The 13,776-nt window shown below is 64.0% G+C and carries 12 protein-coding genes; 10 read left to right on the top strand and 2 right to left on the bottom strand.

Going from position 1 to position 13,776, the window contains the following annotated elements; translation table 11 throughout:
- Positions 1–22 precede the first annotated feature (22 nt).
- Positions 23–2,212, bottom strand: coding sequence for a diguanylate cyclase (locus HZB86_01235; GenBank protein MBI5904172.1), 2,190 nt, complete (start codon positions 2,210–2,212; stop codon positions 23–25).
- Between the two features lie 325 nt (positions 2,213–2,537).
- Between HZB86_01235 and HZB86_01240 the strand changes: the two genes are divergently transcribed.
- Positions 2,538–4,622 carry a tetratricopeptide repeat protein gene (locus tag HZB86_01240; protein ID MBI5904173.1) on the top strand — a complete coding sequence of 695 codons (2,085 nt, stop codon included), beginning with the start codon at positions 2,538–2,540 and terminating at the stop codon, positions 4,620–4,622.
- 89 nt (positions 4,623–4,711) lie between these two features.
- Here HZB86_01240 and HZB86_01245 read toward each other — a convergent pair whose 3' ends face one another.
- Positions 4,712–5,251: a PEP-CTERM sorting domain-containing protein gene (locus HZB86_01245; GenBank protein MBI5904174.1), complete on the bottom strand. Its 540-nt coding sequence runs from the start codon at positions 5,249–5,251 to the stop codon at positions 4,712–4,714.
- Positions 5,252–5,499: 248 nt separating this feature from the next.
- Here HZB86_01245 and tilS point away from each other — a divergent pair, with 248 nt between their 5' ends.
- From tilS to HZB86_01290, 9 genes are all read left to right on the top strand, one after another.
- Positions 5,500–6,768, top strand: a complete 1,269-nt coding sequence (gene tilS, locus HZB86_01250) for a tRNA lysidine(34) synthetase TilS (GenBank protein MBI5904175.1) — start codon at positions 5,500–5,502, stop codon at positions 6,766–6,768.
- A gap of 63 nt (positions 6,769–6,831) precedes the next feature.
- Entirely contained in the window at positions 6,832–8,685 is a 1,854-nt protein-coding gene (locus HZB86_01255; protein ID MBI5904176.1) for an ATP-dependent metallopeptidase FtsH/Yme1/Tma family protein, read from the top strand.
- Positions 8,686–8,780: 95 nt separating this feature from the next.
- Positions 8,781–9,563, top strand: a complete 783-nt coding sequence (gene folP / locus HZB86_01260; protein ID MBI5904177.1) for a dihydropteroate synthase — start codon at positions 8,781–8,783, stop codon at positions 9,561–9,563.
- Positions 9,560–10,336, top strand: a complete 777-nt coding sequence (locus HZB86_01265; GenBank protein MBI5904178.1) for a TIGR00159 family protein — start codon at positions 9,560–9,562, stop codon at positions 10,334–10,336. Before folP ends, HZB86_01265 begins: the two co-directional genes overlap by 4 nt.
- Complete coding sequence (locus HZB86_01270) at positions 10,323–10,991, top strand: YbbR-like domain-containing protein (GenBank protein MBI5904179.1); 669 nt, start codon at positions 10,323–10,325, stop codon at positions 10,989–10,991. Before HZB86_01265 ends, HZB86_01270 begins: the two co-directional genes overlap by 14 nt.
- Before the next feature lie 13 nt (positions 10,992–11,004).
- Positions 11,005–12,360 (top strand): phosphoglucosamine mutase, encoded by a 1,356-nt coding sequence (locus HZB86_01275; protein ID MBI5904180.1) that lies wholly within the window; start codon positions 11,005–11,007, stop codon positions 12,358–12,360.
- A 2-nt stretch (positions 12,361–12,362) separates the two neighbouring features.
- Complete coding sequence (locus tag HZB86_01280) at positions 12,363–13,085, top strand: pyridoxine 5'-phosphate synthase (protein MBI5904181.1); 723 nt, start codon at positions 12,363–12,365, stop codon at positions 13,083–13,085.
- A 10-nt stretch (positions 13,086–13,095) separates the two neighbouring features.
- Entirely contained in the window at positions 13,096–13,488 is a 393-nt protein-coding gene (locus HZB86_01285) for a holo-ACP synthase (GenBank protein ID MBI5904182.1), read from the top strand.
- Positions 13,485–13,776 (top strand): bifunctional ADP-dependent NAD(P)H-hydrate dehydratase/NAD(P)H-hydrate epimerase (locus HZB86_01290; GenBank protein MBI5904183.1); only part of this gene is annotated, 292 nt, incomplete at its 3' end. The genes HZB86_01285 and HZB86_01290, both read left to right, overlap by 4 nt.

Consider the following 13,776-nt stretch of genomic DNA (forward strand, 5'->3'; position numbering starts at 1 on the left):
GATGTTGGGATTTTATGTGGCATCAGTTCGGGTTGTCCGAAGGGTGGCGTGAGAGCGGAGGCAGTTCGAGAAAGGCGACGGCGACCTCGGGATCGAACATGGTGGTGGCTCCGTCCCGGATGAGGCGCGCCGCCTCTTCGGGGGCGATGGCCGTGCGGTGCGGGCGATCGGATACGACGGAGTCGTAGAACTCCGCCACGGAAAGGATTCGCGCCGGGATCGAAATGTCCGCGCCCCGGAGACCGTACGGATATCCCGACCCGTCGAAATGCTCATGGTGCTCCAGGATCGCACGTCGGGCCGCTTCCATGCCCGGGACGCCTTCCAGCATTTTCGCGCCGAGGAACGGGTGCTTCCGTACCAGATCCGTTTCGTGGTCGTTCAGCCGACGTTTCTTGGAGAGCAGGTTTCCCGGAATCCCTACGATTCCCACGTCGTGCAGCTCGGCGGCGTGGCTTAAAGAGGCGAGCTCGGCGCCTCCGATCCCCATCCGCTCCCCGATCCGGATCGACAGGTCGCGAACCCTTCCCGCGTGCCCGGAAAGAAACGGGAATCGAAGCTCGAGCGCTCCCGACAGGGAGGATAGGATGGAAAGGGAGAACGTCCGGACATTTTCCCGGAAATCCATCCCTTGCGCCAGGATCGCGGCGATCTCTCCCGAGATGGGGGCGAACGTCTTCAGGTCGTCGTGGGTGAACGGCTTGTGGTCCTTGCGGTTCGTCAGGTGGAGCGCGCCGAGCGTTTGCCCGCGGTGGGTGAGGGGGATGGAAAGGAACGATTCCGTCTGGTATCCGTTCTTCGTGAACGGAGTCCCGATCGGCGAATCTTCCGCCTTGGATACCACCAGCGGGATCTGGTGATCCACGACCCAGTGGGTGATGGGGCCGGGGCGGAAACCTCCGGACGCCGCGACGTGTTCCTCGCGGCGGCTGAACCCGATGGCGGCGCAAAGCGAATAGTCCCCATCGGCGCCTTTCACGACGATGGAACCGCGGCCCGCCGAGAGGCCCTGCATCCCGGTGAACAGCAGGATCTCCAGGAATTTGTCCATGTCCACCACGGAGCGGCTCGCGTCGTAGATCTTCCGGACGGGAAGGTCCTGGAGGGTGTTTTTCACGGGCGCGGAATCGCACGTCTCGTGGAAACAGCACGCGCGGCCGCCCCCCTGGGCCTTGGCGGCGTGCTGCGCCCGGTCGACCTTGGTCAGCAGGTCGGCGCGGTCGAACGAGTCGGACGGAAACGAAGCGATTCCGACGCTGACGGACAACCGCTCGTTCCGGGTATTCTCCTCGCCCGGCAGGAGGTGGCGCTTGAACCTCTGGATGATCCGGGAGGCGAGCGTCTGCGCACCTTCGGTGTTTCCGTCCAGGAGGATGATGGCGAATTCGTCTCCACCGAGCCGCGCCACCGTATCGACCTCCCGCACGCAACCCGCCAGGATTCCCGCGAACTCCTGCAGGGCGATATCCCCGGCGGACGGCCTGAACCGGTGGTTGTACGCCTTGAAGCCGTCCAGGTCGAGGGTGAGGAGGCTGAACGAATCCCCGTTGCGTCGCGAACGCAGAATCTCCTTTTCCAGCTGGTTGTCGAAATACCTGCGATTGTAGAGGTGGGTTAGCGGATCGAGAAAAGAGTAGTAGGATAGGGCTTTCATCGAATCGCTGCGATGGAGAAGGTTTTCCGCCTGCATGGAGAGCGCCCACAGCAGCTTCACCTGTATCGTCGAGAACGGATGCGAATCGCGCTTGCCGAACACGAGCGTGCCGACCACGTCGCGGTCGCGCCGAAGGGGGAAGGCCAGAAGGGAGCTCGAACCCCACGTGTCGCAGATCGGCCGGAACCAGGCGTCGCGATCGATGTCGAGCAACACCGTTTTCCCGAAACGGGCGGCGATCGCCGCGGGGGCCGCGATATGGGGCACTCGCTCCGTCGGCGGAAACGGATCGACACGGCGATTCACCCGGAGCTCCCACGTCCCGGGCGCATCCTCGGGGGCGACCAGGAAACCGCACGCCTCGATGCCCGCGATTTCCTCCGCGATGTCGAAAACGGATTCGAATGTGGTTTCCAGTTCGAACGACGTTCCCAGGAGGCAGGAACTTTTCAGGAGGGTGTTCACGGGAGTGGCGAGCGACGATATTTCCTCATGCGTGATTTCCAGCGGGAAATCGATCGTGCATCGAGGAAGGCCTGTGATATCGAAGGGTGCCATACCGATCCCCGGTGGAGCCGCATGTTATGGACGCCGTATATGCAAAGGCTCCATAATTGCTTCAGCAAGTTTTGGACCTAATTGCCGATAAACAAGTTATGAAAAATCGTTGCAAAAATAAACAGATGCAAGGGAAGGATGTGGCATTGATTTCTTGCACGGAAAATAAATACCCATAAGTGGAAATATGATCGGCAAACAGTGTGTAAATAATGCTTATTCCTATTGATTGGGGGCGAACATGATTCATTCGCGGGGATTGATTGTCGGCTGGGCGGTGACCGCGCTTCTCTTCACCTCGTGCGATCGTTCCCCGGAAGGCAAATTGGCGAAGCATTTGAAAAGGGGTGACGAATACGCGAAGGAGGAGAAGTTCAAGGAAGCGATCATCGAATACAAAAACGCCGTGAAAGCGGTGCCGAAAGATCCGATGGCCCACTGGAAGCTGGCGAAGGCGTCTCTCGACGCGAGGGACGTGCGGACCGCGTTCGTTGAGCTTCAGAAGACGCTGGAGCTCGACCCCGGGAACTTCGAAGCGATGGGCAAGCTCGGGGAGCTGTACGTGGTGGCCGGAAAACAGGCGGAGGCCATGCGGATCGCCGACAACCTGGTGAAGAGCCGCCCGCTGGATCCGGAAGGATACATCCTGTTGTCCGGGCTTGCGGTCCGATCGGGAAAAGTGGACGAAGGGATCCTGAAGCTGAAGAAAGCCGTGGAGCTCGACCCGAAGCGGATTCGCACGTACCTGACGATCGGGAACCTGTATCTTGCGAAGCGCGACCCCGGGAACGCGAAGGAGTGGTACGAAAAGGCCCTGGGGGCCGATCCGAATTCCGTGGACGCCCTCGTTGCCCGGGGCAATTTCCTGTTCGGCACCGGGGAACGGGAAGAAGGGGAGAAGGAATACCGAAAGGCGATCGGACTCTCGAGGGAGAAGGAAACCTTGCGGATCGCGCTGGCGGAGAACCATCTTATACATGGAAGGAGGGAGGACGGAGAGAAGGAGCTGGACGCGGTGATCCGGGAGTTGAACTCGCAGAAGGCGCGCAAGGTGCTGGCGGAGATCAAGCTCGAAACCGGAAGGATGGAGGAAGCCAAGCCGATCGTCGATGGGATCCTCAAGGAAAACGGCAAGGACCTGGACGGGAAATATCTGAAGGGAAGAATCGCGCTGGCGGAAAATCGGCTGGACGACGCCAAGGGGCTGTTCGGCGATGTCGTGAGCCAGGATGCCGGAATGGCGCGCGCCCGGTTCTACAACGGGCTTACCGAGATCCGGCAGGGACGCATCGAAATGGGCCGGAAAGAATTGGAGGAGGCGGTGAAACTGGAGCCCTCCAACGCCCGTTTCCGGCTGCTCCTCGGAGAGATCGCATTGCGCTCGGGTTCACCCGAGGCGGCGGAAAAAGCGGCCCTCGAGGTACTTCGGCAAAACGGCTCGAACGGACTGGCCTCGATGCTCCTGGCCGATTCGTACCTGGCGCGCAAGGAATGGAGGAAGGCCGAGCAGATCTATCAGTCGATGATCAAGCAGCTTCCGAAGAGTCCGGTCGGGTACATGAAGATGGGGCTTTCGCGAAAGCTGCAGCGCAAGCCGGCCGAAGCGGCCGGCTTCTTCGCGCAGGCGGCGGAGCGCAGCCCGAAGGATCTATCCGGGTTCAACGAATATGTGTTCGCGTTGGCCGCGGCGAAAGACACGGCGAAGGCAAAGAGAGTCCTGGACGACCGGATGGCGAGGGAACCGAAGAACCCGATCCTGTGGGACATGACGGGACGGTTCCAGCTCGCCGCCGGGAACAAGGCGGAGGCGGAAGCCGCCTTCCTGAAATGCATCGAGTTTGCGCCCGACTTCACACCGCCGTATTACCAGCTCGCGGTGATGTACGCGTCGCAGGAGAAGTTTTCCGAGGCGGCGAAGCGCCTGTCGAAGGTCATCGCGCAGAACGACAGGAACGTCGGCGCCCACGCCCTTCTCGGAATGGTGCTCAATTCGCAGGGAAAGCTGGACGAGGCGAACAAGGAGTACCGGAAAGTCCTTTCGCTGTCGCCTCGAAATCCGCTGGCAGCGAACAACCTGGCGTCGAACCTCGCGGATTCGGGAGGAAACCTGGACGAGGCGCTGAAATTCGCCCAGATCGCGCGGGAAGCGGCGCCGGAAGACCCGAGCATCGCCGACACGCTGGGTTGGGTCTATTTCAGGAAGGGGCTCGTCGAATCGGCCTACCCGCTGATCGCGGACGCCGCGGGGAAGGTGAAGGAGAACGCCTCGATCCGGTATCACCATGGAATGGTATTGGCGAAGAAGGGGAAGAACCGCGAGGCGGCGGCGGAGTTGAAAACCGCACTCACGATGGATCCGATGTTCTTCGGCGCGGAAGAGGCGAGGAAGACGCTCGAATCCTTGAAATGAGAACTTCGCGGGCACGCATCGTGAGGAAAAGGAAAGGGGCGGCCGGAGCCGACCGCCCCCCCGATTCGGGAAAATCCATGCGGGGAAAGTTACATCCGGATCGTTTTTCTTCCCCAAGCGGCAAGCCCGATCAATCCGCTGCCCAGCAGGATCAGCGTCCCCGGCTCGGGAACCTTGGTGCTGCCGTCGAACTGGGTTATATGGCTGATGCCGCCGACGTTTGAAATTCTCTTGAATCCCATGGCCTCCAGGTCAATGACCGCGAAAGAGGATTCGTCGAGGTTGCGGAACAGCCAGTTCCTTTTAACGTCTCCATCCGTAACGTTCCCGGTTTTAATAAGGAAATATTCCGGAGCGCCCAACAGCGAATGCGCGTACACGCCAGGTTCGTAGCCTTCCACCGGCGACCATCCACTGCCGGTCGTGTCGTACTTGAAAGTCAACGTCAGATCGAGACCGAGAACTCCTTCCGCCCATGTGCGTTCCTCCGTGTCGCCGCTGTCGGAGAGTTTCGTCGACGCGAGCAAGGTGTCGATGCTCCCCACATCGGTGATCGCGAGGGACCAGGCCGGGGCGGCTAATGCCAAGAGGCAGCAAAGTACCGTTCCTTGCGCCAATAATTTTTTCATGGTTTGCTCTCCTTGCGTCCGGGATGCGTTCCTTCTACGATTGAATCGTACGCATTCTTTATGCCAACCCAGCGCACGGATATGGGAACCGTAACTATTTGAATAACATAGGATTCAATTCTTACATCCCCGGGGAGGAATATATGGGGGAAATATTTTCTCCATTGGGAGATATATTTGTATAAAAAGGGGATGTTATGAGGTTAGAGCCTGTGATTGTCGCGGCGGTGTCGGGCGGACCGGATTCGATGTATCTGCTCCATCGACTTCTGTCGGGAAAAAAGGACCGAATCGTGGTAGGGCACCTCAATCACGGGGCGCGGGGCCGGGATTCGGAGAGGGACCAGGAGTTCGTGGAGAGGATCGCCGAATCGCTTCGGCTGGAGCACGCAATCGGAAAGGGGAGGAAAAGGAATCCCGCATCCCCTGGGTTTGAAAAGGAAGCCAGGATCGAGCGGCACGAATTCCTGCGTCGGCTGGCGGCCAAAACCGGCTCCGGAAGGATCGCCCTGGCGCACACCGCCGACGACCAGGTGGAAACCGTCCTGATGCGGTTCTTCGAAGGAGCGGGGATCGGGGGTCTGAAAGGAATCCCACGGAAATCAGAGGACGGGATCGTTAGACCGATTCTCGATGAATGGCGGGAAGATATCCTGAAATACTTGAAGAGGCACATGATTCCGTGCCGGACCGACAAATCGAACTTCGATACCCGGTTCGAGCGGAACTGGGTCCGGCATGTCCTCCTCCCCTTGCTGGAAAAACGTTACGGCAAATCGGTCCGTAAGCGGATCTTCACGCTCGGCGAGCGATTCCGGGAGATCGATGATTACCTCGAAACCGAGGCGCGCAAATGGATCCGGCGGAACGTGAAGTCCGGTCGCGGCTCCGGTTCCATCACTTTGAGGCGGATTCCATTTTCCGACCTCCCATCGGTTCTCCGGATCCGGATCCTGCAGAACATCGGGTTCGACCGGCTCGGGCTGTCGCCGAACGAACGGCTGTTGATGGCGATGGATCGATCGATCCGCGACGGCGGCCCATCGGCCCGGGTCAAGATCGGGAAAGGTTGGGAGCTTTCCAACCGATATGGGGAGACGATGTTCGTCCATCACGGAAAACCCGGCCGGGAAAATGGAATGCCCTCCGTCCGGAAGGACGGCGGGGGGGGGCTCGTCGTGGAAGCACGGGGGAAGCTTGCTCCGGCCCTGGCGAAGCGGGTCGCCGCGAGGGGCAACGCCGAACTGTTCGACGCGGCGGTCCTGAAACTGCCCCTTGCGCTCCGTCCGCTGACGGCCGGAGACCGGATCCGGCCGTTCGGCCTGGCTTCAGAGAAGAAGGTCAAGGAGGTCCTGATCGACCGGAAGATTCCGCGCGGGGAACGGTGGGGTCGCCCGGCGGTGTGCGACGCCGAAGGGACCCTCCTCTGGATCCCCGGCGTGGTCCGGTCCGCACACGCTCCCGTGACGGCACGCACGCGAAAGACGGTCCTCCTGAAGTTGTCGCCCCCGAAATAGACAAGGTATTCCCCTGTGTTAATATGAGGTGTTTTTCCACTTATCAACAGGAGACGATCCCACTTGAACCAGTTCTATAGGAATCTCGCCATCTGGATGCTCATCGCCCTGGCGATGGTCTTCCTCTTCAACACCTTCAAGGCCCAGAAGGTCGAACTCGAGGAGGTTTCCTTCTCCGCCTTCATCCAGTCCGTGGACGCCGGAAAGGTGAAGGAGGTCACCATCAAGGGGCAGGAGATCACGGGAAAGTACGTCGAGTCCGCGGGCAAGGACAAGAAGTCGTTCCACACCTTCGCGCCGGACGATCCCGACCTGGTCAAGACGCTCCGCGGAAAGAACGTGCAGATCACCGCGAGGCCTCTGGACGACAACCCGTGGTACATGTCGCTGCTCGTCTCCTGGCTGCCGATGCTCCTGTTGATCGGCGTGTGGATCTTCTTCATGCGCCAGATGCAGGCGGGAGGAGGCAAGGCGATGTCGTTCGGCAAGAGCCGGGCGAAGCTCCTGACCGAATCGGGGAACAAGGTCACCTTCGCCGACGTCGCCGGCATCGAGGAGGCCAAGGAGGAGTTGCAGGAGATCATCGCCTTCCTCAAGGATCCCAAGCGGTTCACCAAGCTCGGCGGGCGCATCCCGAAGGGGGTGCTTCTCGTCGGCTCGCCGGGGACCGGAAAAACGTTGCTGGCGCGGGCGATCGCGGGCGAGGCGGGCGTGCCGTTCTTCTCGATCAGCGGCTCCGACTTCGTGGAGATGTTCGTCGGCGTGGGCGCCGCGCGGGTGCGCGACCTGTTCATCCAGGGGAAGAAGTCCGCCCCCTGCATCATCTTCATCGACGAGTTCGACGCGGTCGGCCGGCACCGCGGGGCGGGCTTGGGCGGCGGGCACGACGAACGGGAGCAGACGCTGAACCAGCTCCTCGTGGAGATGGACGGATTCGAGTCGAACGAAGGGCTGATCCTCATCGCGGCGACCAACCGGCCCGACGTCCTCGACCCGGCGCTGATGCGGCCGGGGCGGTTCGACCGGCAGGTGGTCGTCCCCAAGCCCGACGTGAAGGGGCGCGAGCAGATCCTGGGCGTGCACACCCGGAAGATCCCGCTCGACAAGGTCGTGAACCTCGAGGTGCTGGCGAAGGGGACCCCGGGGTTCACCGGCGCGGACCTGGCGAACCTCGCCAACGAGGCGGCGCTCCACGCGGCCAGCACCAATCTCGCCAAGGTCACGATGGACTGCTTCGAGATGGCCAAGGACAAGGTGATGATGGGGCGGGAACGGCGCTCGATGATCATCAGCGACGAGGAGAAGAAGTCGACGGCGTACCACGAGGCGGGACACGCGATCGTCGCGACGCTGACGCCCGGCGCCGATCCGATCCACAAGGTGAGCATCATCCCGAGGGGGATGGCCCTGGGGATCACGCAGCAGCTTCCGATCGACGAGCGCCACACGTACTCGCAGGATTTCCTGAAGAGCAACATCACCATCCTCATGGGCGGCCGGGTCGCCGAGGAGCTGGTACGGGGAGAGCTGACCACGGGCGCGGGGAACGACCTCGAGCGGGCCACGGCGCTCGCGCGGAAGATGGTCTGCGAGTGGGGGATGAGCGACAAGCTGGGGCCGGTCACCTTCGGGCAGAAACAGGAGGCGATCTTCCTCGGCCGGGACTTCACCCGGCACCAGGATTACAGCGAGGCCACCGCGAGGGACATCGACCAGGAGGTCCGCGGGATCGTCACCTCCTGCTACGAGCGTGCGAACTCGCTGCTCCGGAACCACCTGGAGATCCTCCACGCCGTCGCGAAGGCCCTTCTGGAGAAGGAAGTGGTCGACGGCGCCGAGATCAAGCGGATCATCGACGGGGGCATCGCGCCGGGAGGCCCCGAAGGGTCGCCCGAACCGGCCGGCTCCCCGGCCTGACCGCGCCGGGGAAACCGACCCCGGGTACGCCATTGAGACGATTCTCCGTTCCGATCCCCGGCGGCGCGCTCGATCTATCCGGCCTTCCGCTCGTCATGGGGATCCTGAACGTTACTCCGGATTCCTTCTCCGACGGCGGGTCGTACCGATCGACCGGGGACGCGGTCGCCCGCGCGCTGGAGATGGAACGGCAGGGGGCGGCGATCATAGACGTCGGCGGGGAGTCCACCCGGCCGGGATCGACGCCGGTGCCGATGGAAGTGGAGATCCGCCGCGTTCTTCCCGTCCTCGAATCGCTTCGGGGCAGGACCGGCGCGGTGATATCGATCGACACGACCAAGGCGGCGGTGGCCCGGGCGGCGATCGCCGCCGGCGCCCGGATCGTCAACGATACCAGCGCCCTGGCCGACGACCCGGAGATGGCGGAAGTGATCCGCGATTCGGGGTGCGCCGTGGTGCTGATGCACCGCCGGGGAACCCCCGAGACGATGCAGCGCGCTCCCCGCTACGAGTCGCTGTTCGACGAGATCGTCGCCGAGCTGGCCGAGAGGATCGAAACGGCGGTCGCTGCGGGGATCGACCGGGAAAGGATCCTGATCGATCCGGGGATCGGTTTCGGGAAGCGGCTCCCGGACAACCTGGCCTTGCACGATGTCCGGAATCTTTCGGTCCTCGACCGCCCGATCGTGTTCGGGCCGTCGCGGAAACGGTTCATCGGGGACGTCACGGGCGCGCCGCCGGGGGAACGGGTTTTCGGGACCGCGGCGTCGGTCTCGATCGCGGTGATGAACGGCGCGCACATCGTGCGCGTGCACGACGTGAAGGAGATGCGGGACGTGGTACTGGTGGCGGCGGCGCTCCGGGGAGCTAGGGAATGATGGAAGGGATCCTCTCCATCCGGGCGGTGGATGTCCTGGACATCCTGCTGGTCGCCTTCATCGTCTACTGGGTGCTCCTGTTCATCCGCGGGACGCGCGCCGTCCAGATGCTCATCGGGCTGCTGATCCTGATGGCGCTCTACGTCGTTTCGAAGAAGGCGGGGATGGTCACCTTCCAGTGGCTGGTCGGCAACTTCCTGGGCAATGTGCTCGTCGTTCTGGTGGTGGTCTTCCACAACGAGATCCGCCGGGGACTCGCAAAGATCGGGCAGTGGAGGCCGATGGGGGGACGGGGGCACGCCGGGGATCCGGACGTCGCGGAGGAGATCGCCCGATCCGCGTTCCTGCTGGCGCGGGAGCGGACCGGGGCCATCCTGCTCCTGGAGCGGGAGATGGGTCTCGAGGAGTTCGTCGAGCACGGGAAGAAGATCGACGCGCTCTTCTCGCACGAGCTGGCGGCGGCGATCTTTTCGCCGGGATCGCCGATCCACGACGGGGCGGCGGTGCTCCGGGGGAACCGGATCGCGGCGGCGGGGGTGATTCTGCCGATCCCGGCGGAGTCGGCCGACACCCGCGGGATGGGGACCCGCCACCGGGCGGCATTCGGCGTCGCGACCGAGACGGACGCGGCGGGGGTGGTGGTCTCCGAGGAGACCGGAAATGTCACCGTGTTCCAGGACCGGACCGCGAAGAAGGTGGAGACCGCGGACGAGCTGCGGGAGATCCTGACGCCGCTGCTCTTCCGGAAAGGGGATTCCGGTGAAGGCGCCTGATCTCCTGGGGATGCTCCGCGGATTCACCCGCCGGAACCTCGGGCTCAAGTTCCTGGCGCTCGCCCTTTCCGTCGCCGCCTGGTGGTTCGTCGCGGGGGAGACGAAGGTGCTGGTCGGGATGAACGTTCCGCTCGAGATCCGCGAGCTGCCGAAGGGGATGACCGTGAGCAACAAGGTGGAGCGGCAGGTCGAGGTGAGGCTCTCAGGTCCTTCTTCCCTGCTCTCCGCGCTCAAGGCGTCCGACCTCTCCGTCGGCGTGGAGCTGGCGAACGGGAGACCGGGGCGCCAGACGGTGACGCTCGACGACCGGTCGGTGAAGGCGCCGCCGGGGATCAAGATCCAGCGGATCTTCCCGTCGACGATCGAGGTCGTTCTCGAGCGGACGGAACGGAGGGCGGTCCCGGTCTCCGCCCGGATCGCCGGAGGGGCCGCGGTCCGCCGTCGCATCGCGAAGGTGGAGGTCGATCCGCCGTCGGTGGAGATCGAGGCGCTCCCGGAGGAGTTTACCCGCATGCCGGTGGTCTACACGGAGGAGGTCGTTCCGGACCGGTCGGAAGGCGTGTACAGCGCGATCGCACGGGTGGAAACGCGCGAAGCGCATGCTAAGATCGTCGGAAATCCGAACGTTCGCGTGAGGATCCAGTTCCGCAGGTAAGGGGGGAGGGGACGTGCCCAGGAAGCTGTTCGGCACCGACGGGGTGCGGGGAGTCGCCAACACGGACCCGATGACGGTGGAGACCGCCACCGCCCTCGGCCAGGCGGCGGCCCACATTTTCCGGAACCGCAGCGGGGGGCGGCACAAGGTCGTGATCGGCAAGGACACCCGCCTCTCCGGGTACATGTTCGAGACGGCGCTTTCCGCCGGGATCTGCGCGATGGGCGGAGACGTCCTGCTCGTGGGGCCGATGCCCACTCCCGGAATCGCCTTCCTGACCCGGTCGATGCGCGCCGACGCCGGCGTGGTGATCTCCGCCTCCCACAACCCGTACCAGGACAACGGGATCAAGTTCTTCGGCCGCGACGGATTCAAGCTCCCCGACGACGTGGAGTCTCGGATGGAAGGGCTGATGTTCGGCGAGCACCTGAAGGAGCACCGCCCTCCATCCCCCGAAATCGGCCGCGCGCACCGGATCGACGACGCCACGGGACGCTACATCGTCTACCTGAAGAGCACCTTCCCCGCCCGCCTCTCCCTCGAAGGGATGCGCATTGTGGTCGATTGCGCGCACGGCGCGGCGTACCGGATCGCCCCGCAGGTGTTTTCCGAGCTCGGCGCGGAGGTCGTCACGATCGGCGCCTCACCGAACGGGCTGAACATCAACGAGCAGTGCGGGTCGCTCTACCCGGAGGTGGTCTCCGCGAAGGTCCGGGAGTCGAGGGCGGACCTCGGCATCTCCCTCGACGGCGACGCCGACCGGGTGATCCTGGTGGACCAGAAAGGCGACGTCCTGGACGGCGACCGGATCATGGCCGTGTGCGCGGCGGAGCTCGCGCGGAAGAAGACGCTCGCGCGGAGCACGGTGGTGGCCACCGTGATGAGCAACCTCGGGCTCGAGCTGTATCTGAAGGATCGGAAGATCAAGCTGGTCCGCGCGCCGGTCGGAGACCGGTACGTCGTGGAGGCGATGCGCGCGGGCGGCTACAACTTCGGCGGGGAGCAGTCGGGTCACCTGATCTTCCTCGACCACGCCACCACCGGGGACGGCGTGCTCGCCGCGCTCCAGTTCCTGGCCGTCATGGTCGAATCCGGGACGAAGGCGTCCGCGCTGGGCACCGAGCTGGTCGTCTTCCCGCAGCTGCTCCACAACGTCCGGATGAAGCACCGGGTCCCGCTCGAGTCGATGAAGGGGTTCCGGAAGGCGCAGGCCGAATTCGAGAAGGCGCTGGGGAGCCGCGGGCGGATCGTCGTGCGGTACAGCGGGACGGAGCCGCTCCTTCGGATCATGGTCGAAGGCGAGAACCGGGCGGAGGTCGAGGAGATCGTGAAGGCGCTGGGCGAAAAGGCGAAGGAAGAGGGCCGATAGGCATGGGCAAGCGCCTCGGGGTGAACATCGACCACGTGGCCACGCTGCGGCAGGCGCGGCGGGGACGGGTACCGGAGCCGGCGACGGCGGCGGGGATCGCGGAGCTTTCGGGGGCGGACGGGATCACGGTCCACCTGCGGGAAGACCGTCGGCACATCCAGGACCGCGACCTCGAGGTCCTGAAATCGGTTGTCGCCACCCGGATCAACCTGGAGATGGCGGCCACGGACGAGATGATCCGGATCGCCTGCGCCCTCCGGCCGTACTCCGCCACGCTGGTTCCCGAAAAGCGCGAGGAGGTGACCACCGAGGGGGGGCTGGACGTACTCGGCCACCGGGACGCGCTGCTGCAGGCCGCGGCCCGGTTGAAGGAGGCGGGCATCCTCGTCAGCATGTTCATCGACCCGGACCTTCCGCAGGTGAGGGCTTCTCGTCAGGCCGGGGCCGACGCGATCGAGATCCACACGGGGACGTATTGCGAGGCGTTCCTTTCCGGAACGTTCCAGGCGGAGCTCTCGAAGATCCGGGCTGCCGCCGCGTACGCCGCCTCTGCGGGCTTGAAGGTGTTCGCCGGGCACGGGCTCGACGTCCGCAACATCGTCCCGGTCCTGTCCATCCAACAGATAGAGGAATTCAACATCGGGCACAGCATCATTGCCCGGGCGGTATTCATCGGGCTGCCCGCGGCGATCCGTGAGATCGCGGAGCTGATCCACGGGTCGTGAGGGGACGGGTATGATCGCGGGAATCGGCGTGGACATCGTGGACGTCGCCCGGATCGCGAAGCTGGTCGATCGGTTCGGGAAACGGTTCCTCCGGCGGGTCTTCACGGAGGCCGAGGCGGCCTACGCGGCCGGGAGCGGGAACCCGGCGGACCGGCTGGCGGGCCGGTTCGCGGTGAAGGAAGCGGTGATGAAGGCGCTGGGGACCGGCAAGTCCCAGGGGATCCTCTGGAGGGACGTCGAAACGGTCCGCGGCCCCTTCGGGAAGCCGGTCGTCCACCTCCACGGGCAGGCGGTCCGCTGGATGAAACAGCGGGGGGCGGAAGCGGTCCACGTGTCCATCACGCACGACGGCGGCAAGGCGGTGGCGTTCGTCATCATGGAGAAGACGGGGGACAAGGGATGAAGGTCGCGACGGCCCGGCAGATGGCCGAACTGGATCGGGTGACGATCCACACGTACGGGATCCCTTCCCTCGTGCTGATGGAGAACGCGGGCCGGTCGTGCACCGACCGGATCTTCCGCATCCTCGAGGAGAAGGTGGGAGCGCCGCAGGAGGCGTCGGTCGCGGTCGTCTGCGGAAAGGGAAACAACGGCGGCGACGGGATGGTGATCGCCCGACACCTCCACAACCGGGGCGGCTACGTCGAGGTGTTCCTGCTCGGCAAGACGGCGGACCTGTCCGCCGACGCGA

The organism is Deltaproteobacteria bacterium (genome assembly GCA_016234845.1).
Classification (GTDB): domain Bacteria; phylum Desulfobacterota; class Deferrimicrobia; order Deferrimicrobiales; family Deferrimicrobiaceae; genus JACRNP01.

Excerpts from the sequence above, each read along its gene's own strand:
- HZB86_01235 (MBI5904172.1), bottom strand. The coding sequence starts at position 2,212 with ATGGCACCCTTCGATATCACAGGCCTTCCTCGATGCACGATCGATTTC.
- HZB86_01245 (MBI5904174.1), bottom strand. The coding sequence starts at position 5,251 with ATGAAAAAATTATTGGCGCAAGGAACGGTACTTTGCTGCCTCTTGGCA.
- tilS (MBI5904175.1), top strand. The coding sequence starts at position 5,500 with ATGTATCTGCTCCATCGACTTCTGTCGGGAAAAAAGGACCGAATCGTG.
- folP (MBI5904177.1), top strand. The coding sequence starts at position 8,781 with ATGGGGATCCTGAACGTTACTCCGGATTCCTTCTCCGACGGCGGGTCG.
- HZB86_01265 (MBI5904178.1), top strand. The coding sequence starts at position 9,560 with ATGATGGAAGGGATCCTCTCCATCCGGGCGGTGGATGTCCTGGACATC.
- HZB86_01280 (MBI5904181.1), top strand. The coding sequence starts at position 12,363 with ATGGGCAAGCGCCTCGGGGTGAACATCGACCACGTGGCCACGCTGCGG.
- HZB86_01285 (MBI5904182.1), top strand. The coding sequence starts at position 13,096 with ATGATCGCGGGAATCGGCGTGGACATCGTGGACGTCGCCCGGATCGCG.